Annotated in this window: 18 protein-coding genes; 10 read left to right on the forward strand and 8 right to left on the reverse strand. The window is 35.4% G+C overall.

The window, feature by feature from the left end; genetic code table 11:
* Positions 1 to 2,102, forward strand: a 2,102-nt coding sequence (locus tag ACFOUY_RS03285) for a gliding motility-associated C-terminal domain-containing protein (protein WP_378959032.1), incomplete at its 5' end; no start/stop codon positions are given.
* 1 nt (position 2,103) lies between these two features.
* Positions 2,104 to 3,096: a PorP/SprF family type IX secretion system membrane protein gene (locus ACFOUY_RS03290; RefSeq protein ID WP_378959033.1), complete on the forward strand. Its 993-nt coding sequence runs from the start codon at positions 2,104 to 2,106 to the stop codon at positions 3,094 to 3,096.
* Between the two features lie 443 nt (positions 3,097 to 3,539).
* Here ACFOUY_RS03290 and ACFOUY_RS03295 read toward each other — a convergent pair whose 3' ends face one another.
* The 4 genes from ACFOUY_RS03295 to pfkA all read right to left on the reverse strand — a co-directional run bounded on the left by ACFOUY_RS03295 (position 3,540) and on the right by pfkA (position 7,728).
* The gene (locus tag ACFOUY_RS03295; RefSeq protein ID WP_378959034.1) at positions 3,540 to 4,070 is read right to left on the reverse strand and encodes a class I SAM-dependent DNA methyltransferase; all 531 of its coding nucleotides are present in this window, start codon (positions 4,068 to 4,070) and stop codon (positions 3,540 to 3,542) included.
* A gap of 816 nt (positions 4,071 to 4,886) precedes the next feature.
* Positions 4,887 to 5,888: a type I glyceraldehyde-3-phosphate dehydrogenase gene (gene gap / locus ACFOUY_RS03300; RefSeq protein ID WP_378959035.1), complete on the reverse strand. Its 1,002-nt coding sequence runs from the start codon at positions 5,886 to 5,888 to the stop codon at positions 4,887 to 4,889.
* A 9-nt stretch (positions 5,889 to 5,897) separates the two neighbouring features.
* Positions 5,898 to 6,740, reverse strand: coding sequence for a hypothetical protein (locus ACFOUY_RS03305; RefSeq protein WP_378959036.1), 843 nt, complete (start codon positions 6,738 to 6,740; stop codon positions 5,898 to 5,900).
* Between the two features lies 1 nt (position 6,741).
* The gene (gene pfkA, locus ACFOUY_RS03310) at positions 6,742 to 7,728 is read right to left on the reverse strand and encodes a 6-phosphofructokinase (protein WP_378959037.1); all 987 of its coding nucleotides are present in this window, start codon (positions 7,726 to 7,728) and stop codon (positions 6,742 to 6,744) included.
* Between the two features lie 110 nt (positions 7,729 to 7,838).
* On the opposite strand from pfkA, the gene ACFOUY_RS03315 reads away from it, so the two are divergent.
* Positions 7,839 to 8,528 (forward strand): NUDIX hydrolase, encoded by a 690-nt coding sequence (locus ACFOUY_RS03315; protein ID WP_378959038.1) that lies wholly within the window; start codon positions 7,839 to 7,841, stop codon positions 8,526 to 8,528.
* A 127-nt stretch (positions 8,529 to 8,655) separates the two neighbouring features.
* On the opposite strand, the gene ACFOUY_RS03320 is transcribed toward ACFOUY_RS03315, so the two are convergent.
* A complete protein-coding gene (locus ACFOUY_RS03320) occupies positions 8,656 to 9,516 on the reverse strand; it encodes an N-acetylglucosamine kinase (RefSeq protein ID WP_378959039.1) in 861 nt (286 codons plus the stop codon).
* 219 nt (positions 9,517 to 9,735) lie between these two features.
* Here ACFOUY_RS03320 and ACFOUY_RS03325 point away from each other — a divergent pair, with 219 nt between their 5' ends.
* From ACFOUY_RS03325 to ACFOUY_RS03340, 4 genes are all read left to right on the forward strand, one after another.
* On the forward strand, positions 9,736 to 10,758 hold the full coding sequence (locus ACFOUY_RS03325; RefSeq protein ID WP_378959040.1) for a threonine aldolase family protein: 1,023 nt from the start codon (positions 9,736 to 9,738) through the stop codon (positions 10,756 to 10,758).
* A 16-nt stretch (positions 10,759 to 10,774) separates the two neighbouring features.
* Positions 10,775 to 12,268 (forward strand): acetyl-CoA carboxylase biotin carboxylase subunit, encoded by a 1,494-nt coding sequence (accC, locus tag ACFOUY_RS03330; RefSeq protein WP_378959041.1) that lies wholly within the window; start codon positions 10,775 to 10,777, stop codon positions 12,266 to 12,268.
* 9 nt (positions 12,269 to 12,277) lie between these two features.
* Positions 12,278 to 12,868, forward strand: coding sequence for a riboflavin synthase (locus ACFOUY_RS03335; RefSeq protein ID WP_378959042.1), 591 nt, complete (start codon positions 12,278 to 12,280; stop codon positions 12,866 to 12,868).
* 62 nt (positions 12,869 to 12,930) lie between these two features.
* Positions 12,931 to 13,392, forward strand: coding sequence for a DUF4268 domain-containing protein (locus ACFOUY_RS03340; RefSeq protein ID WP_378959043.1), 462 nt, complete (start codon positions 12,931 to 12,933; stop codon positions 13,390 to 13,392).
* On the opposite strand, the gene ACFOUY_RS03345 is transcribed toward ACFOUY_RS03340, so the two are convergent.
* The gene (locus tag ACFOUY_RS03345) at positions 13,389 to 14,540 is read right to left on the reverse strand and encodes a tetratricopeptide repeat protein (RefSeq protein ID WP_378959044.1); all 1,152 of its coding nucleotides are present in this window, start codon (positions 14,538 to 14,540) and stop codon (positions 13,389 to 13,391) included. The genes ACFOUY_RS03340 and ACFOUY_RS03345 overlap by 4 nt on opposite strands.
* A 136-nt stretch (positions 14,541 to 14,676) precedes the next feature.
* On the opposite strand from ACFOUY_RS03345, the gene ACFOUY_RS03350 reads away from it, so the two are divergent.
* Together ACFOUY_RS03350 and ACFOUY_RS03355 are read left to right on the forward strand one after the other, a co-directional pair.
* Entirely contained in the window at positions 14,677 to 14,973 is a 297-nt protein-coding gene (locus ACFOUY_RS03350; RefSeq protein ID WP_378959045.1) for a hypothetical protein, read from the forward strand.
* Between the two features lie 23 nt (positions 14,974 to 14,996).
* A complete protein-coding gene (locus ACFOUY_RS03355) occupies positions 14,997 to 15,587 on the forward strand; it encodes a porin family protein (RefSeq protein ID WP_378959046.1) in 591 nt (196 codons plus the stop codon).
* Between the two features lie 140 nt (positions 15,588 to 15,727).
* On the opposite strand, the gene ACFOUY_RS03360 is transcribed toward ACFOUY_RS03355, so the two are convergent.
* Positions 15,728 to 16,654 carry a YihY/virulence factor BrkB family protein gene (locus ACFOUY_RS03360; protein ID WP_378959047.1) on the reverse strand — a complete coding sequence of 309 codons (927 nt, stop codon included), beginning with the start codon at positions 16,652 to 16,654 and terminating at the stop codon, positions 15,728 to 15,730.
* Positions 16,655 to 16,721: 67 nt separating this feature from the next.
* A complete protein-coding gene (locus ACFOUY_RS03365; protein ID WP_378959048.1) occupies positions 16,722 to 17,120 on the reverse strand; it encodes an META domain-containing protein in 399 nt (132 codons plus the stop codon).
* 223 nt (positions 17,121 to 17,343) lie between these two features.
* Between ACFOUY_RS03365 and ACFOUY_RS03370 the strand changes: the two genes are divergently transcribed.
* Positions 17,344 to 18,126, forward strand: a complete 783-nt coding sequence (locus ACFOUY_RS03370; protein ID WP_378959049.1) for a hypothetical protein — start codon at positions 17,344 to 17,346, stop codon at positions 18,124 to 18,126.
* Position 18,127 lies beyond the last annotated feature (1 nt).

The following is an 18,127-nucleotide window of genomic DNA, read 5'->3' on the forward strand; positions in this document are numbered from 1 at the left end:
TTTTAACAGCAACAGGCGAAACTAATGCAATTTTCACCTGGTACGATGCTTCGGGTACTGTTATCGACGGAAGTATTCCGCCATCAACTTCTAATGTTGGCAGCATTACTTATTATGTTACGCAGAAAATAGGTGTTGATGGTTGCGAGAGTGAAAAATCGCCTCTGGAGGTTATTATTAATTCTGTTCCACTTGCGCCAACAGCTTCACCTGTAACTTATTGCCAAAACGAAGTTGCTGATGTATTAACAGCGAGCGGTTCAAACCTAATCTGGTATGATTCGAACGGCATACTGACAAGTGCACCAACACCATCAACCACAACCCCAGGGGTAAAGGAATATTATGTTAGCCAGAAAAATACTGAAGGATGCGAGGGTCCGAGAACTACTATCACGGTTACTGTAAAACCAACGCCACTTGCTCCAACAGCTCCATCTGTAAGCTATTGCCAGAACGCAGTTGCATCGGAATTAACAGCGAGCGGTTCAAACTTAATCTGGTATGATTCGAACGGCATACTGACAAATGCACCAACACCATCAACCGCAAATGTAGGTGTAACGGAATATTATGTTAGCCAGAAAAATACCGAAGGTTGCGAGAGTCCTAGAACGACTATCACCGTTACGGTAAAACCAACGCCACTTGCTCCAACAGCTTCACCTGTAACTTATTGCCAAAACGAAGTTGCATCGGCACTAACAGCGAGCGGTTCAAACCTAATCTGGTATGATTCGAACGGCATACTGACAAGTGCACCAACACCATCAACCACAACCCCAGGGGTAAAGGAATATTATGTTAGCCAGAAAAATACTGAAGGATGCGAGGGTCCGAGAACGACTATCACGGTTACGGTAAAACCTCTTCCATCGAAACCGATTATTACCACTTCTGGCCCGATTAGTTTTTGTGTAGGAGGTTCAGTTGTTTTAAAATCTAGCTACGCAAGTAATTATCAATGGTACAAAGATAATTCAATCCTTACAGGCGAAACTAAGCAAGCTCTTGTTGTAGCGGCTAGTGGAAAATATACAGTTGTATTATTAAATGAGAATGGTTGTAATAGTGTTGCTTCAGAAGTTACAAATGTAACCGTAGAGCCTCTTCCAGCGAAACCAATTATAACGGCAGAAACGCCATTGGAAGTTTGCGAAGGTAAGACAGTTAGGCTTACTTCATCGGCTGCAACAGGTAACCTTTGGTATCGCAATGGAATCTTAATTCCGGAAGCTAACGGAAAAACTTACAATGCAAATTTGCCAGGAGACTATACGGTTCTCGTTTCTTCGAATGGAGGGTGCTTAAGTCCGATTTCAGAACCAATAAAAGTAATCATCAATTCTCTTACTTCAACTCCGATAATATCTACTCAAAGTGCACTGGTAATCTGTAGCGGAAGTAGCGCCCTTTTAACCTCTTCTGCAAGTTCTGGTAATCAATGGTATAAAAATGGGGTGGCTATCTCTGGTGCAACAAGCCAAAATTATTCGGCAAAATCAACAGGCATTTATAGCGTTAAAACTAAAAATACATCAGGCTGTGAAAGTTTAATATCTAATAATATATCTATTGCAGTTGAAGCTTTCGAACTTTCTTTAAATGCAAGTACAACTATGGCAGAATTTGGTTCGAAGATTGAACTCAAAACCAGTTCAAACTTAAAATACCAAGTGCTGAATTGGTCACCTGCAAACCTTTTTAGCGACGCAGGTGCTTTAAATCAAAACTTCGAATTTAGGAAAGAGGTATTGGTAACCGTTAATGCAATTTCAGAAAATGGGTGCCCAGCCTCGGCGACGATAAAAATTACCCTTGATAAAAAAAGAGATCTATATATTCCAAATACTTTTACCCCGAATGGTGATGGAAAAAATGATGTTGTGAAGGTTCTTGGGACTGGCATAGAAACCACCGATTGGTCGATTTACTCGCAGTGGGGAGAGTTAATATACAAATCAAAAGAACGCGATGCCTCTTGGGATGGAAGTTATAGAGGTGTTATGCAGCCTGTGGGCGTGTATGTGTATAAATGTGTAGTCCGATTTACCGATGGAGAAGAAATTATCAAACACGGATCAATAAATTTGTTAAGGTAGTATGATGAAGTGGGTGTTTGCTCTGTTTTTTTTATTGATTTTTGATGTTGATGTAAGTGCTCAGGTCGATCCTCATTTTTCTCAGTATTATGCATATGCGCTATGGATGAATCCAGCATTAGCTGGTGCAACCCAGATGGATTACCGTGCAACACTAATTCATCGGAACCAGAATTTTGGAAATGTAAATACATTCAGCACATCTGGCTTATCGGCCGAAATGACCACTAATCAGAACATTAATATTGGACTGAATGTGCTCAGTCAAACAGCTACAAGCGGAGGATATGGCTATTTGAACGGTGCCTTATCATTAGCCTATACGGGAGTTAAATTGGGTTACAATGAGGATTATAACATTACATTTGGAATGACAGTTGGATTTTTAAACAGAAGATTTGACCCCAGTAGGTTTCAGCTAGGTGACCAATATGAACCTGGCGTTGGTTTTACCCCTTTATTGCCAAGTGCTGATAATTTTAATAATGCTGCTTCAACTGTTTTAGATGCTGGTGCAGGAATTGCATTTTTTGATACCAATCCTTTGAAGCGGGCTAATTTTTACGCGGCCTTTTCAATGAATCATCTTACGCAGCCAGAAGATCCGTTCGTAGATTCGCAAGGGAAATTACGTTTGCCAGTAAGGTACCTGGTAAATGCAGGTGTGAGTTTGAAGCTGGGAAATGATATGGTTTTAATTCCACATGTTTTGTATGCAAGGCAAGGAAATGCTCAAGAGCGTATGGCTGGTTTGTATCTAACGATTCCATATGGAGAAACTTCTGAGCTAATTGCAGGCGGCAATATCCGGTTTAAAGATGCCATTGTGCCTTATGCTGGTTTTACTTTCAATAATTTTACCCTTGGGATGAGTTATGATATAAACCCTGCATTACGTAGTTCCGGTACAAGTACAAATACTTTTGAAATTTCCCTTACTTTTTTCAAAAGGAAATCAGGGAATTACCGAGGAGTGAGGTGCCCTGTGTTTTAGTAGATAGATCGAATATTTTCTAAATTTGCTACTTTTTTAAACTATTGCTATTCTGTCAGTCGAGGGGCAAAATTGGAATAGAGGTTTGTTAACACCTCATAGTGAAAATATAGACAATAATAAATAAATAAAATTAGGGTTGTTGCCTTGATGATGTGGCTTTTGTGTTACTCTAACCTAAAAACCAAAACCTCGGTGAATGGTCATGCTTTTTAATTAGATTATATTTTACTTAAGACGAAGCAAACTCCCCAAGTATCAGGTCCAGGAGATTTACCTGTATGAAATTCTTCCGTTTTCAGAATTTTAAAACCTGTAAAATTCGCTAATAATTCAATTTCTGGAATGCTGAAATGACGCATGTTGTGTGTTTCAGATAAGCTGTATTCTTTGTTGTTTTTTTTATCGAAAACCTGAATATCATATATAACATCAATAATGTTCTAATTCCAGTGATTTACTGGGGTAGCATTTCTAATAACTTTTATATGCTCGTCTTCTGTAGTTTTGATTCGTTTTTCTGGTATTTGAGATAATACCGCTGGGGTGTACCATAGGTCGAAAATGAAGAGGCCGTTTTCGTTCAAATGTTTATGGATATTTTTAAATGAATTGATAAGTTCATTGTTGTAGTTAAGATAACTAACTACGTGGAACAGGGCAGATGCAACTTCAAATCTTTCTTCAATATTCAAACCTTCAATAGATGTATTGGCGAAAGAAAGATTAGCATGCTTATTCTGTTGCGCAATTTTTATCATCTCTTCACTTGGTTCTATCCCTTTTACTATAAAGCCTTTTTGGCAAAATAATAATGCATGTTTTCCTGTTCCGGAGCCAAACTCAATTAGTGTTTTTGCTTCAGGCTTATATTGTTTGATTAAATCAGCAATATAATCTGCTTCTGATGCATAATCTTTGTCTTTGTAAAGAAGATTGTAGTAGGAGCTGTAAGCATTAAAGACTTTTTCCATCAAGATTAGTTGCTATTTTAAATAATTATGCGTGAAACTTTATTTCGTATGCGTTCGATTATTTATTTATATGGTTTTGTAATAACTTAACACTAATAATTCAGTTTTGTTTTGTTGAAAGCATTGTTGTTGAATAGTTTAATGTTAATTCTTTATACGTAGGATAGATTTTAAGTTTTACTCGGGGAATCCATGAAGAAAGTATAATTAAAATAAGAAAACCTCGTAAAAAGAAAAAGGAGACCTCATCCAAGCGTCTCCTTTTTTTCTAACCAAATATAAACCTGTTATGAGCCAGGCTTTGTCTTTAATTCTCTGTCAAAACTTTCGTTTTTCTAAGAGAATGATTTATCTTTTTTATTAGTAATAAAAATCGTTCCGTTTATTACTCTACAAATATAGTAAAAAAAATGATAGTGTAAAAAATACACTAAGAAATTTTTAAGTATTTTTTTTGTCATTTTTTAATTGTTGTGCCTTTTGTAGTGGAATACATCAATTAAAATGACTCTGCTGCAAATATAAGTCGAAAATGTGTTAACTAATTGTTAAATATTATCAAAATATGATATGATATGTGCAAATCGTATCATTTTGTTGATTGTCATCTGCTTTTTATTATTTTTTAGTGTTTAAAAATCATTTTATAAGTTTTTTAGAGGCTTTCGTTAGGTCTTATAATGTTGGAATGTGAAATTATCTTCAAATTAAGGTTGATTTTATATTCGAAAAATACATTTATATATAAAAAGGCAGCATTAAATGAATAATGCTGCCTTTAGATTTATTGAAATCTGCCTTTTGAGCTAAATTTTATTATAAACTAGCGTAGTATTCTACGAATTTAGCTAGAGCAGAAGAATATCCCCACTCATTATCATACCAAGAAACAACTTTTACGAAGTTATCATTTAATGAAATACCTGCACCAGCATCAAAAATAGAAGCATGGTCATTACCGATAAAGTCTGAAGAAACAACTTCGTCTTCAGTATAAGCTAATACACCTTTTAATGGTCCGCTCTCAGAAGCTGCTTTCATAACTGCTTTGATTTGCTCGTAAGTAGCTGGTTTTTCTAAACGAACAGTTAAATCTACTACAGAAACATCGGCAACTGGTACACGGAAAGACATACCTGTTAATTTTCCTTTTAATTCTGGAAGAACCATACCTACAGCTTTAGCTGCACCGGTAGATGAAGGAATGATGTTAGAGAAACCACCACGGCCACCTCTCCAATCTTTAGCAGATGGACCATCGACAGTTTTTTGTGTTGCAGTTACTGCGTGTATTGTACTCATTAAACCTTCTACAATACCAAAGTTGTCATTTAACACTTTAGCAATTGGCGCTAAACAGTTAGTGGTACATGATGCATTAGAAACAATAGTTTGGTCTGCAGTTAATTTATCGTGGTTAACACCCATTACGTAAGTAGGGATATCTGCATCTTTAGCAGGAGCAGAGAAAACTACTTTTTTGGCACCTGCAGCGATGTGTTTTTCAGCATCCGCACGAGTTAAAAATAAACCAGTTGATTCAATTACAACTTCGACACCTACAGCATCCCATTTCAAATCAGCAGGATTACGTTCTGCAGTTACGCGAATTGTTTTTCCATTTACAACTAAATTTCCATCAACAACTTCAATTGTTCCATCAAACCTGCCGTGGGTTGTATCGTACTTTAACATGTAAGCCATGTAATCTGGCTCAATTAAATCGTTAATTGCTACAATATCTAAACCTCTTTTTAAAGCAGCTCTGAAAACCAGTCTGCCAATACGGCCAAAGCCGTTTATTCCAATCTTGCTCATTGTTTTTTGTTAATTAATGTAATGTTTTAATAAATTAAGTATAGGTTCTTTTATAATGCTTTTTATTGTTAAATCATATTTTTCAGCTGTGTAACGTAATCTGTCTTCAAATTCTGCCGCTACAGTACCTACAAAATGTAAATCTTCATCAGGGTATTTTTCAACCATTGGTAAAATGTAGGTTTGAAAATGTTTTTCAAATCCTTCATCCACCATTCTGATGATGTGGCCGTGTTTATTGTTTTGTATAAAAAAATCAAAAAACGAGCTCAAAAAAATATTTGCCTGCCCCTTTCTGTAAATTCTTTCAAATATTTGAGAGCGATCCATGCCGTAAGCTCTGTTAAACTTTACTTCAAGTTCTTTTGGTAGTTTTTTATTTAAATAGCTTTTTAAAAGCATTTTACCCATGTAATTTGCCGAGCCTTCATCTCCCAGAATGTAGCCTAAACCAAAGTTATTCTCCAAGGGGTTTTTGCCGTCGAAATAAGCGCAATTTGCACCGCTTCCCAGCATTGCTACAATGCCCGACTTATCGTAGCATGCTGCCTTGGCAGCACCAAATAAGTCATTTTCTATTATAACTTTGCTATATCTAAAAAAAGATGACAAAGTTTTTGCAAGTTCCTCTTTTCTATCTGTTGATGATGCTCCGGCGGCAAAGAAATAAATCTTTTTTATACTTTCTGCATTATTTACTAAAACAATCTTTTTGTTTAAAATTTGAAGGATAGTTTTAGAATCAACAAAACAAGGGTTAATGCCCGCGGTGTTGCAGTGTGCTACAACTACTCCATTCTGGGTAAGTTTCCAAAATGCTGTTCTTGAACCACTATAAACAACTGCTATCATATTATATGGATAAAACCTCCGTCATTTCCATTAAATCGTTTTCGAGTTTAAAAGTATGGCTACTTAAAGCATCACTGATGCTTGTTAATTTGATATCATTACCACGTAAACCAACCATTTGTGCACTCTCGCCGGCAATTAGGGCATTTACTGCTGCAAAACCTAACCTGCTGCCTAAAATTCTATCGAAACTGCTCGGGCTGCCGCCACGTTGCAGGTGGCCTAAAATTGTAACTTTGGTATCGTAATGGTCAAAAGTTTCTTTTACTTTTTTCGCAATATCGTAAGCACCTCCCTGTTTGTGTCCTTCGGCTACAATTACAATGCTCGATGATTTTTTCGTTGCAGCACCTAATTCCAGCTTCTTGATAAGCTCATCAACGCTAGAATCGATTTCTGGCAATAAAACAGCTTCTGCACCACTTGCAATAGAACTTCTAAGTGCTATGCAACCTGAATCGCGACCCATTACCTCGATAAAGAATAGTCTATCGTGTGCGTCTGCAGTATCTCTAATTTTATCAATAGCTTCTATTACTGTATTTATTGCAGTATCGTAGCCCAAAGTAAAATCAGAACCGCTTAAATCATTATCTATTGTACCTGGTATTCCAATAACTTTCACACCATATTTTTCGCCAAAACGCTTAGCGCCAGTAAAAGTGCCATCGCCACCAATCACCACTAATCCGTCAATATCGTTTGCCTTTAAATTATTATAAGCAATTTCCTGTCCTTCATCTGTTTTAAACTCTAAGCAACGGGCCGTTTTTAATATGGTTCCACCCAAATGTAAAATATTACTTACAGAGCGGGCATCCATTGGTTTAATATTGTTGGTAATCAGACCTTGGTAACCTTGCATAACACCAAACATGTTGATGCCATGGTAAATTCCTGTACGTACTACGGCTCTTATCGCGGCATTCATGCCTGGCGCATCGCCTCCTGAAGTAAGTACAGCTATATTTTTAATATTTGGTTTCATCTTCGTAGTACGAATATAGTGTGTATTTTCTACACTAAGTAATTTATTTTATTTTTTTTACTTAATATTGAAAGTCATACCTTTAACGCTTAAATTAACTAAATTTTACATTGGAACAAATTTTACCTCATTTAGATTCCGTTTTCTCGATTGACTGTGTGCTGTTTGGATTCGACGGTAAGGAATTAAAAATCCTGCTTATCGAAAGGAATGAAGAACCCTTTAAAGATTGGTGGGCTTTGCCTGGAAACATTGTTGGTGCAGATGAAAGTTTAGATCAGTCGGCAGCCAGAATTTTATATGAACTAACTGGTTTACGTGGAATTTACATGGAGCAGTATTATGCTTTCGGAGATCCGGGAAGACACCCTCAGGGCCGTGTAATTACCCTGGCCTATTATGCATTAATTCGATTAGGTGGAGATAAAGATCTTCGTCCTATAAGTAGTTATGCTAAACAAGCAAACTGGTTGCCAATCACAGATTTGCCAAAACTAGCTTTCGACCACCAAAAAATATACGATAAAGGCTTAGAAAAAATTAAGCGCAGGATTAAACACCAGCCTATCGCATTTGAGTTATTGCCTGAGAAATTTACGTTAACTCAATTACAACATGTTTATGAACTTGTTTTGGGTAAAAAACTTGATAAAAGAAATTTTAGAAAGAAAATTGTAAGTTTCGGGGTACTGAAAGAGCTCGATGAAAAACAAAAAGGAGTTTCATACCGGGCTGCAACATTATATAGATTTGATAAGCGTAAATATGCCAAGTTATTTGGGAAAGAAATATCTTTCTAAACTTAAAGAGCAAAAAATGTAGCTATAAGCTTAAAAATAAAAAACCCGATTTTGAAATATTCAAATCGGGTTTTTTATTTATATCTGGTTTTGAATTTAATTATTCAAAACTAGAACCTTAATCAAATTAAGCTTTTGGAGCCAATTCTAAATGATAGTGTACCAAATCATCTATAGGTGAACGGATAATTTTACCAACACCCATTTCATAACGGTCGGCAACGATACTTAAAATATCGCGGAAGCTGTATCCTACAGATCCTACACAATTTAATTTGTGGTCTTTGTAGTTAGGGTAGTGGATAACTAAAGCTTCGAAAAACGCTGTAAACGCATAATCGATTGTTTTATATGTATAGTCTTCATACGTTTCTTTAAAATCGTATAAAAATTTACTAAAACTTGCGCAGAAACGGTTAGGTAATGGCTTGTTGTAAATATTATCAAAAATATCTTCGTTTGTTAGCGCATAATTATCATAGAAGGCTTCTCTTAAACCCTTAGGCATATAACCTTTCATGTAATCGCTCAAAATACGCTTGCCTATGAAAGAACCACTGCCTTCGTCACCTAAGAAGTAACCCAGCGAATCGATGTTTAAAGTAATGTCGTTTCCGTCATACAAACACGAGTTAGTACCTGTCCCTAAAATGCCGGCAAATCCAGGCTCGTTTCCTAGAAGTGCTCTGCAAGAAGCAAGTAAATCATGACCGACGAAAATTTCTGCATTGACAAAAATCTGCTTCATGGCATCAGCAACAATTTTCTTATTAGCCGGAGTAGAACAACCTGCACCATAGTAATAAACTGCTGTTAATTTCTCTCTTTCTAAGTGGTCCGGAAGAGTTTCATTTAAAGACTGTACAATGTATTCCCCTTTTGAGAAATAAGGATTGTAACCCTCGGTATTAAAGTAAATTTTTCTGCCGGCCTCGTTAATCAAACACCAATTTGTTTTGGTAGATCCGCCGTCTGCAATTACTATCATTTTATTTATTTTTGGTTTTAGCACGATAAAAGTATAAAAACTCTTATATTTTGTATCTTTTTTTTTAATAATTTTTTAACAATTTGTTGTTGTTGAAAAATAAGTGTGTAAAAAATACACTATATAAGCTGTTTAATCGGCCTAAAACCCTAAAATTATACTATATAAGGCATTGGTATAATTTTTAAACGTCAGAAATATTTTACAATTTTTAACATAATGATTAATAAAATTTTAGATTTCAGGAGTGATACGGTAACCAAACCGACAGCAGGTATGCTCGATGCAATGATGAACGCAAAAGTTGGGGATGATGTTTTTGGAGAGGATGAGACAGTTCATAATTTGCAAACTAAACTTGCGGCAATGTTTAATATGGAAGCAGGATTATTTTGCCCTTCGGGTACAATGACCAACCAAATTGGCATAAAATGTTTTACACAGCCAATGGATGAGGTAATTTGCGACCAAACGGCCCATGTTTACCGATATGAAATTGGTGGCATTGCTTTTCATTCAGCAGCTTCGGTAAGATTACTTAATGGCGAGCGTGGTATTCTAACACCAGAATTAATTGAACCCGAAATTAATGAGGATAATATCCATTATCCAAATTCGAGTTTAGTGGTATTGGAAAATACGGTAAATAAGGGAGGTGGAAGCTGTTATACTTTGCCTCAAATCGCATCCATTCATCACTTATGTAATATTAAAGGATTAAAGCTACATTTAGATGGAGCCCGAATTTTTAATGCTTTAATCGCTACGGGAGATAAAGCGCACGATTACGGAAAATACTTTGATGGTATTTCTGTGTGTTTATCGAAAGGCTTGGGGGCGCCGGTTGGCTCTGTTTTATTGGGCAGTAAAGCCACAATTAAAAAGGCAACAAAGATAAGAAAGGCTTTCGGCGGTGGTATGAGGCAGGCTGGTTTTCTTGCAGCAGCCGGAATTTATGCTTTAGATAATCATGTTGAGAGACTAAAAGATGATCATAAACATGCAAAAGATTTAGCAGCAGCATTGAGTTCGGTGCCGTATGTTAAATCGGTAATGCCTGTAGAAACTAACATTGTTATTTTTGAGGTAGACAAGGGTATGGCAGATAAAGTTGTTGCTCAATTTAAAGAAAAGGGGCTGCTTTGCAATACAACCAGTTCCAGTACAGTTCGTTTGGTTACCCACCTTGATATTAGTGCAGAAATGATGGATAGGGCCTTAGAAATAATATTACATTTGTAATTCAGTATATAGCCAAATGTCTAAGATCTCAAAAATTCTTATCGCCAACCGAGGAGAGATTGCATTACGTATTATGCGTTCTGCAAAGGAAATGGGTATAAAAACCGTGGCAGTTTTCTCAGAAGCGGATAGAAATGCTTTACATGTTCGTTACGCAGATGAAGCCGTTTGCATTGGTCCGCCGCCATCAAACCAAAGTTATCTGGTTGGAGAAAAAATTATCGATGCAGCAAAGAAAACTGGTGCAGAAGCTATACATCCCGGTTATGGATTCCTATCTGAAAATGCTGGGTTTGCTAAGTTGGTTGCAGATTCTGGTTTGATTTTAATTGGTCCATCGCCACAAGCAATGGAGATAATGGGGAACAAACTTTCTGCAAAAGCTGCTGCCTTGAATTACAATATACCAATGGTACCTGGTACCGAAGAAGCCATTGAGGATATTAATGAAGCAAAGCAAAGAGCTAAAGAAGTTGGCTTCCCAATTTTAATAAAAGCTGCCGCCGGTGGCGGTGGCAAGGGTATGAGGATTGTAGAAAAGGTTGATGATTTTGAAGAGCAAATGCAATTGGCGGTAAGCGAAGCAACTTCAGCCTTTGGAGATGGAGCCGTTTTTATAGAGCGATATGTAACCTCTCCAAGGCACATTGAAATACAGGTTCTGGGCGATAATTATGGCAATATTGTTCATCTGTTCGAAAGGGAGTGTTCTGTACAACGCAGACATCAAAAAGTGATTGAAGAAGCACCATCAGCTGTGCTTACAGAAGAAATAAGGCAACAAATGGGGAAATGTGCGGTAGATGTTGCCCGCTCGGTTAATTACACTGGTGCCGGAACGGTAGAATTTATTTTGGACGAAAACCTTGATTTCTTCTTTCTTGAAATGAATACAAGATTACAAGTTGAACATCCCGTTACCGAACTAATTACTGGCATTGATTTAGTTAAAGAGCAAATAAAGATTGCTTCAGGAGAAGCGTTGAGCTTTACCCAGGAAGATTTGAAAATCAGCGGTCACGCAATAGAATTGCGGGTTTATGCAGAAGACCCAAATAATAATTTCTTACCAGATATAGGTACTTTACAAACCTATAAAACACCAAAAGGTAATGGTGTCCGTGTTGATGATGGTTTTGAACAAGGCATGGAAATACCAATTTACTACGACCCAATGATTGCCAAACTTATCGCTTTTGGAAAAGATAGGGAAGAGGCTATTGAACGAATGGTAAGAGCAATTGAAGAATATGAGATTACAGGGATAGAAACTACTTTAGGTTTTGGTAAATTTGTAATGCAGCACGATGCTTTTAAAACCGGGAAATTTGATACACATTTTGTGAGCAAATATTTCAATGCCGAAAGCTTAAAATCAGAAGATGAAAGTGAAGCGTTAGTTGCAGCTATAATCGCTGCAAAATTATTTCAAAAAGGTGGAAATGCTGAAAATATAAGTCAGCCAGTTAAAGTTTCATCCGATTGGAGAAAAAACAGATTAAAATTTTAATCAATTACAATGTTTACCGGAATTATAGAAACACTAGGCGAAGTAACCGCCATTAAAACAGAACATACCAATATTCATTTTACTATTGCCTCGGCAATTAGCCACGAACTTAAAATAGATCAAAGTGTAGCTCATAATGGCGTTTGCTTAACTGTTGTGGCTTTAAACGATGGAAATCATACCGTTACTGCAATTGATGAAACTTTAAGCAAAACGAGTTTAGGAAGTTTGAAGGTTGGTAGTAAGGTTAATTTAGAGCGTTGTATGCAAATGAATGCCCGCTTAGATGGACATATCGTACAGGGACATGTCGATCAAACGGCAGTTTGTATTAAACGCGAAGAATTAGATGGGAGCTGGGAATATCGTTTTAAATACAATGCCTCATCTGGCAATGTTACGGTAGAAAAAGGCTCTGCCTGTGTTAACGGAATCAGTTTAACAGTCGTAGACTCGCAAATCGACGAATTTTCGGTATTTATAATTCCCTATACTTTTGAACATACTAATTTACAGGAAGTTCAGGTTGGGGATACTGTTAACTTGGAATTTGATATTATTGGTAAATATGTCGCCCGCTTAATGGGCAATAAGCTCTAAGAATGAAAAGGTGAGAACAAATTATATATTCGTAGTTCGTAAATCTAAATTCGTAAATCAATTTGTATAGTAAAGAAGAAGCCGCACATCTGCGCCAACAATTTTGGATAAGTTTTGGGCAATATATGAAACCTGTTCCATCTGTCAGTGGCTCTACCGTACATTGGATAAATTATAAAACAGGGGTAAAGCAGATTTTCTTTAAGATGGATGTTGATACTAAAAAAGCCGTCATATCTATACAACTTGCTCATACCGATACTGGTATCAGGCATTTAATTTTTAATCAGTTTGAAGAATTTAAAGTGATGCTAACCAATACCTTAAACGAGGAATGGGATTGGATGCAAGATACAACCGACGAAACTGGAAAAACAGTTAGCCAGATATCAATAGAATTACCTGGAGTTAATATTTACAATCAAAAACACTGGCCAGAGCTGATTTCATTCTTCAAACCCAGAATTATTGCGCTAGATGAATTTTGGGATAATGTAAAACCGGTATTTGAAGATTTATGTTAGTCTGCTTGTTTTAAGGTTTCAATTCTTGATTTGGTAAATTCAATTTCTTCCTTATTATCTTTAGCATTGGGTTTACTTTTCAAATATAGATTATAATATTTAAGCGCATTTTTGGGCTTGGTTAGTTTTGTATCATAAAACACCGCCATACGATAATAGATATTTGGTGTAATTTTAAATTCTAAACTTTTTCTGTAGGCCGTGTTGGCTAAAGTCAGCTTGTCGCTTTCCTGGTAAACTAATCCAAGGAGTGAATAATATTCAGCTGTATTGGTCGAAATGCCTTCATCTATTGTTCTTTTAGTGTAAGCTGTAGCCATAGGGTAATTTTTGATTGCCCTGTAGCTTAATGCCGTTAAATAAAGTGTCGCTTCATTTTGCATATCGGATAATTCGAGAAGCTTAAATAAGTTTATAGATTTTTGATAGTTTTTGGTGTAGTAATAAGCTCTGGCAACATCTTTTATTACGTTTGGGTCTGCATCAACTTTCAGAATTCGCTCGCCAGAAAGTATTACTTCATTATATTTTTTAAGTGCATTAGCTACAGGAAGTACTGCTTTTTGCAGAATGATATTGCCCGTGTCTGCTGATATGGCAACTTTTAAAACATTATAAGCTTTTTCTCGCTCTTGAAAATCCATGTAACAGTCTGCTAAATCAAAAGCAATATCGCTTTCCTGAGGATTAATTTTACTTGCTTTTAGCAAATAAACCAGTTTTAATGAATCTTTATTTGAGGTATATAAACCAGCGAGCAGCTTATACACGCTAAAGTTATTGCTGTCTATTTTTACCACTTGGTTATAATAAAATTTTGCTTTATCTACATTGCCCCTCTTTGTGTTTAATCTGGCCAAACTAAATAAAACAGGAAGGTTTTTTGGCTCTTGCTGATAAGCTTTAGTGTAAAACTTTTCAGCTTCTACATTTTCATTATTCATTAAATAGCAATAGCCAATTTGTATGATGGTTTTGAAATCATTATTTTCCTCACCATAAACACTTTTTAAGTAAGCAGCAGCTTCTCCATATTTCTGGCTTTGATATAAATCAAACAATTTTTCTTTATCCAATAATGCTTGGCTTTGAGCAAAAAGAGAAAAGCCGAAAAAAAGCGAAAGTAAGGCAGTGAACAACTTTTTCATAGTTTTTTAATTTAAAACTAATTTATTAGTTGTTTTTGGGAATTCAAAATTTATTCTTAATAATTATCAAAATAAAACAAAATGAGCTTGTATCGGTTTATAGTTTAAAATAGTTTAAAATTTAAAATAAGAACTTATGAATACGTTACAGAAATTTGAATTAATGGAAAAGATTGTGAGAGAATTAGAAGATTTGCAAAATTCTCAGCAGGCGCTTATTCAAAAAATTGGTAAAATTGAAGTTGATAATATTGAATTGGGTGAGAAACGATTGGAGAAAGATTTACCAGATATTCATCAAAACCTTGCAGATAACTTAGATACGATTTCTGGTATTTTAGAATTTTTTGCAAATAAAACTCAAAACTTTGGCGATAAAAACAATGTTGATGCACTAAAAGAGCAAGAAGCCATTAATAATGCTACTAGTTAAAAAACCTAATCATCCCTAATATTATGAAATCAATCTTTGTTGCCGTAGCTCTCGTGTTTACGGGCTTTTGTGCCAGTGCCCAGGTTTTGCCTTCTTTTCAGCTTGGTGTAAAGGCAGGTGCAAATTTTTCTAAATTTGATCCTGAGAATACCTTTAGTAGTGAAAACCGAACGGGATTTTACGGTGGATTATGGGCTAGACTAGGCGCTGCAGGTGTTTACTTTCAGCCTGAGTTATACGTATCAGGTAAGAAAACTAATTTGATTAGTGATGCAACTGGTCAGGTAAATCAGGTTCGTTTTACAAGTCTTGATGTTCCGTTACTTATTGGAACTAAATTTGGAGCAGCAGGCATTGGTTTACGATTAAATACTGGCCCTATGTTTTCATTAATTTTGGATGAAAACCAAAGTTTAGGACAGGCTACGGGAAACGTTTTTCAAGGCAATTTTAAAGATCAGGCTTTTGCATGGCAATTTGGTGCAGGTTTGGATATCAAGAAGTTTAGTGTGGATGCAAGATATGAACTTGGATTATCTAAACTTAACAAAGATGGTTATCCGCCTACCAAGTTAAACTTATTTACAATTGGAGTAGGTTATCGAATTTTGTAAATGCCTAAAATGTTGAATTTGATTTTTCAATTATCATTGATAATTGATTTTCGACAACTACAATGTATATAGAATCAATAAAGCCATATTTGTGCTAAAGAAGAGGACGTTAATGATGATTTAACGTCCTCTTCTTTATTTTAGATATCCTCTTCTTTTTCAATTTCGGTGAGCTCGTAGGCAAATGCCCCATTTTTTGGTACAATAGGGGTTTCTGTGCTAATGCTGAGTGCTTTTATAAATGATGCTCCAAAATAGAATATCAGTGAAGAATAAAATACAAAAAGCATAATTACGATTATGGACCCTGCAGAACCGTAAATATTACTAATGTTGCTTAATGGTAACAAAATTCTTAAAATATATTTTCCCGCTGTAAATAAACAACCAGTTAACAGACCACCAGATATCGCAGCTTTCCATGTTGGTCTGCCATTCGTTAAAAATCTAAAAAGAACACTAAACCAGCAGGTTACAATAATTACAAAGATTATTTGATTGATTATAGAGGTTGCAATTAGCTCAAAAGATGGTGAATTCGTTTTAAGGAAAGATCCTATAATAGCTTGTACACTATCTGCAAGCAAACCTAAAAGAAATAATATACCTGCAAGCAATATAATGGTTACTGATTTAGCTCTCGACTTTAAAGTACTTACAATACCTTTTTTATCTTTCATACCAATGTTCCAAATCTGCTCCAGCGAATTTTTAATTACATTAAATAGGGTTGTAGCAACAAAAAGAAAAAAGATAAAGCTAAAAAGTGTAATATACCAGGCTTGATCTATACCTCTGATATTCCTTAAAGTTAACCTGATTTGAGCAATACTGCTATCATCGAGAATATTGTTTAATCTTTCAAAAAGATGTGTGACCAATAAACGCCTATCGGTAAACATTCCAAAAAGCCTGATTAAAATGATAAGAATGGGTGGTAAAGCAAAGTTGGTAAAAAATGCAGTTGCACCTGCGAGTCTTAGTGGGTCGTTAGTTTGGAACAAAATAAAAGCTTTCCTCAGCGTTGAGAAAAAGAACTTGAAGTCATCTTTTAAAATTAACGGCATTCGATGTTTATAAAACTTAAAAGTTCGAATTTACTAAAAATAGTTCATCAAGGCCTCTCAGGAAATGTTAATTTATCTTTGTAAAAATTAATAGTGTTTTCTCTCCTTTAAGTAAATGCAGTTTGTTGTCAACAAGTTTAGCAGAATTGGTTTCGCTTAAAGCACTTAAATATGAATTTTCTGCTGATCCTGTTTCCTGACAAAACATCTTTGTACCGAAAATATTTTTAAGGGTTATTTTATTATCAATTATTTCGGCCTGTCCGCCGTAATTATTACAGAAAGATTTTCCGCTAATTTTTAAACTATCGGCAAAATTAAGTGTGGCTTTTGCATTTGCAGGCAAAGTTTTACCTGTTAATTCTGTTAATTCCCATTTTGTATTGGTTAATGTTTTTGAATCTATTTTTTCTAAGCAAGAGCTGAAAAGACATAAAATTAAACTTAGGAGGATTAAATTTTTCATAGAGGTTGGTTTTGTTTTAAGTAGCAAAAATTAAACCAAATAAAGTTCTCGGTTCTCTTTAGGCATAGGCCTGATGGACGCCTGTTGCATTAATTTTTATTGTCGAGATTTTGAGTAACCAAAAATTATCTAATCATAAAGAATCAAAATGGATGTTTTCGGTTCTTTCAATTTTTTAAAATCAAAAAAGGTGATAAATTAGCTGATTACCAATCTATCTTTTATGAAAAAAACGTTAATAGCTTTATTCCTATCTGCAGCGCTTTTTGCCTGCAAAGACCAGAAAATTGAAAAAATAATTCATCCAAGAGATTTAAAACCAAATGAAAGTTTTAATGAATTTCCTAAGGTAAAAGGAGATGCTTTTGCATTCGTAAAAGTAGATTCAGGGAAAAAGTTAGGCGATGTTTACGCTATTAAATTTAAAGATACTGTCATTTCAGTTCAGAACGATCCAAAACCTTTGGCAGATAAGTTTTTCGTGTCAAGGTTTTTAAATACACAGAAAACAGCGCTTCTCGCGCAGGTTGCTGATAGTTCTGATTTAGTTTCGCCGTTTTACATTATTTCTTTAAAAAATGGGCAAATTGATGCAATTAAATTAGAACGTGCATCGATAGGGAAGGATGATAAAAAGGTTACTGCTGGTTTACAGGAAATAAGTTTAAGCATAGTTTTAGTAAACAATGATTTCGTAGTAACGCTAATAAATGGAAATGTTTATCCGCTGAAAAGACAAAATGATTCGGAGCGTATTCAAGGCCGTTTCCTTTTAAACTCGGCTGATAAGAATACACTCATATTTGCTACTGCCAATTCCCTTTATCAGGTAAATTATAAAACAGGCGAAACTTATGATTTAATTGTTGCACCGGGCAAATTAAACGCAGCAACATTCACTAAAGATATCATGCAGAATTACAGATGGGAAAAAACACCAAAAGGCACATCATTTTTAAAAGAATACGATAGTAATAAAATTCTAGAGTTAAGCGATTTTAAATAAC

The organism is Pedobacter jamesrossensis, assembly GCF_042650905.1.
Taxonomy (GTDB): domain Bacteria; phylum Bacteroidota; class Bacteroidia; order Sphingobacteriales; family Sphingobacteriaceae; genus Pedobacter; species Pedobacter jamesrossensis.

What these genes read in the sequence shown, in the direction of transcription:
- ACFOUY_RS03290 (WP_378959033.1), top strand. Translation starts at nt 2,104, where the DNA reads ATGATGAAGTGGGTGTTTGCTCTGTTTTTTTTATTGATTTTTGATGTT.
- ACFOUY_RS03295 (WP_378959034.1), bottom strand. Translation starts at nt 4,070, where the DNA reads ATGGAAAAAGTCTTTAATGCTTACAGCTCCTACTACAATCTTCTTTAC.
- gap (WP_378959035.1), bottom strand. Translation starts at nt 5,888, where the DNA reads ATGAGCAAGATTGGAATAAACGGCTTTGGCCGTATTGGCAGACTGGTT.
- ACFOUY_RS03305 (WP_378959036.1), bottom strand. Translation starts at nt 6,740, where the DNA reads ATGATAGCAGTTGTTTATAGTGGTTCAAGAACAGCATTTTGGAAACTT.
- pfkA (WP_378959037.1), bottom strand. Translation starts at nt 7,728, where the DNA reads ATGAAACCAAATATTAAAAATATAGCTGTACTTACTTCAGGAGGCGAT.
- ACFOUY_RS03320 (WP_378959039.1), bottom strand. Translation starts at nt 9,516, where the DNA reads ATGATAGTAATTGCAGACGGCGGATCTACCAAAACAAATTGGTGTTTG.
- ACFOUY_RS03325 (WP_378959040.1), top strand. Translation starts at nt 9,736, where the DNA reads ATGATTAATAAAATTTTAGATTTCAGGAGTGATACGGTAACCAAACCG.
- accC (WP_378959041.1), top strand. Translation starts at nt 10,775, where the DNA reads ATGTCTAAGATCTCAAAAATTCTTATCGCCAACCGAGGAGAGATTGCA.
- ACFOUY_RS03335 (WP_378959042.1), top strand. Translation starts at nt 12,278, where the DNA reads ATGTTTACCGGAATTATAGAAACACTAGGCGAAGTAACCGCCATTAAA.
- ACFOUY_RS03345 (WP_378959044.1), bottom strand. Translation starts at nt 14,540, where the DNA reads ATGAAAAAGTTGTTCACTGCCTTACTTTCGCTTTTTTTCGGCTTTTCT.
- ACFOUY_RS03350 (WP_378959045.1), top strand. Translation starts at nt 14,677, where the DNA reads ATGAATACGTTACAGAAATTTGAATTAATGGAAAAGATTGTGAGAGAA.
- ACFOUY_RS03355 (WP_378959046.1), top strand. Translation starts at nt 14,997, where the DNA reads ATGAAATCAATCTTTGTTGCCGTAGCTCTCGTGTTTACGGGCTTTTGT.
- ACFOUY_RS03360 (WP_378959047.1), bottom strand. Translation starts at nt 16,654, where the DNA reads ATGCCGTTAATTTTAAAAGATGACTTCAAGTTCTTTTTCTCAACGCTG.
- ACFOUY_RS03365 (WP_378959048.1), bottom strand. Translation starts at nt 17,120, where the DNA reads ATGAAAAATTTAATCCTCCTAAGTTTAATTTTATGTCTTTTCAGCTCT.
- ACFOUY_RS03370 (WP_378959049.1), top strand. Translation starts at nt 17,344, where the DNA reads ATGAAAAAAACGTTAATAGCTTTATTCCTATCTGCAGCGCTTTTTGCC.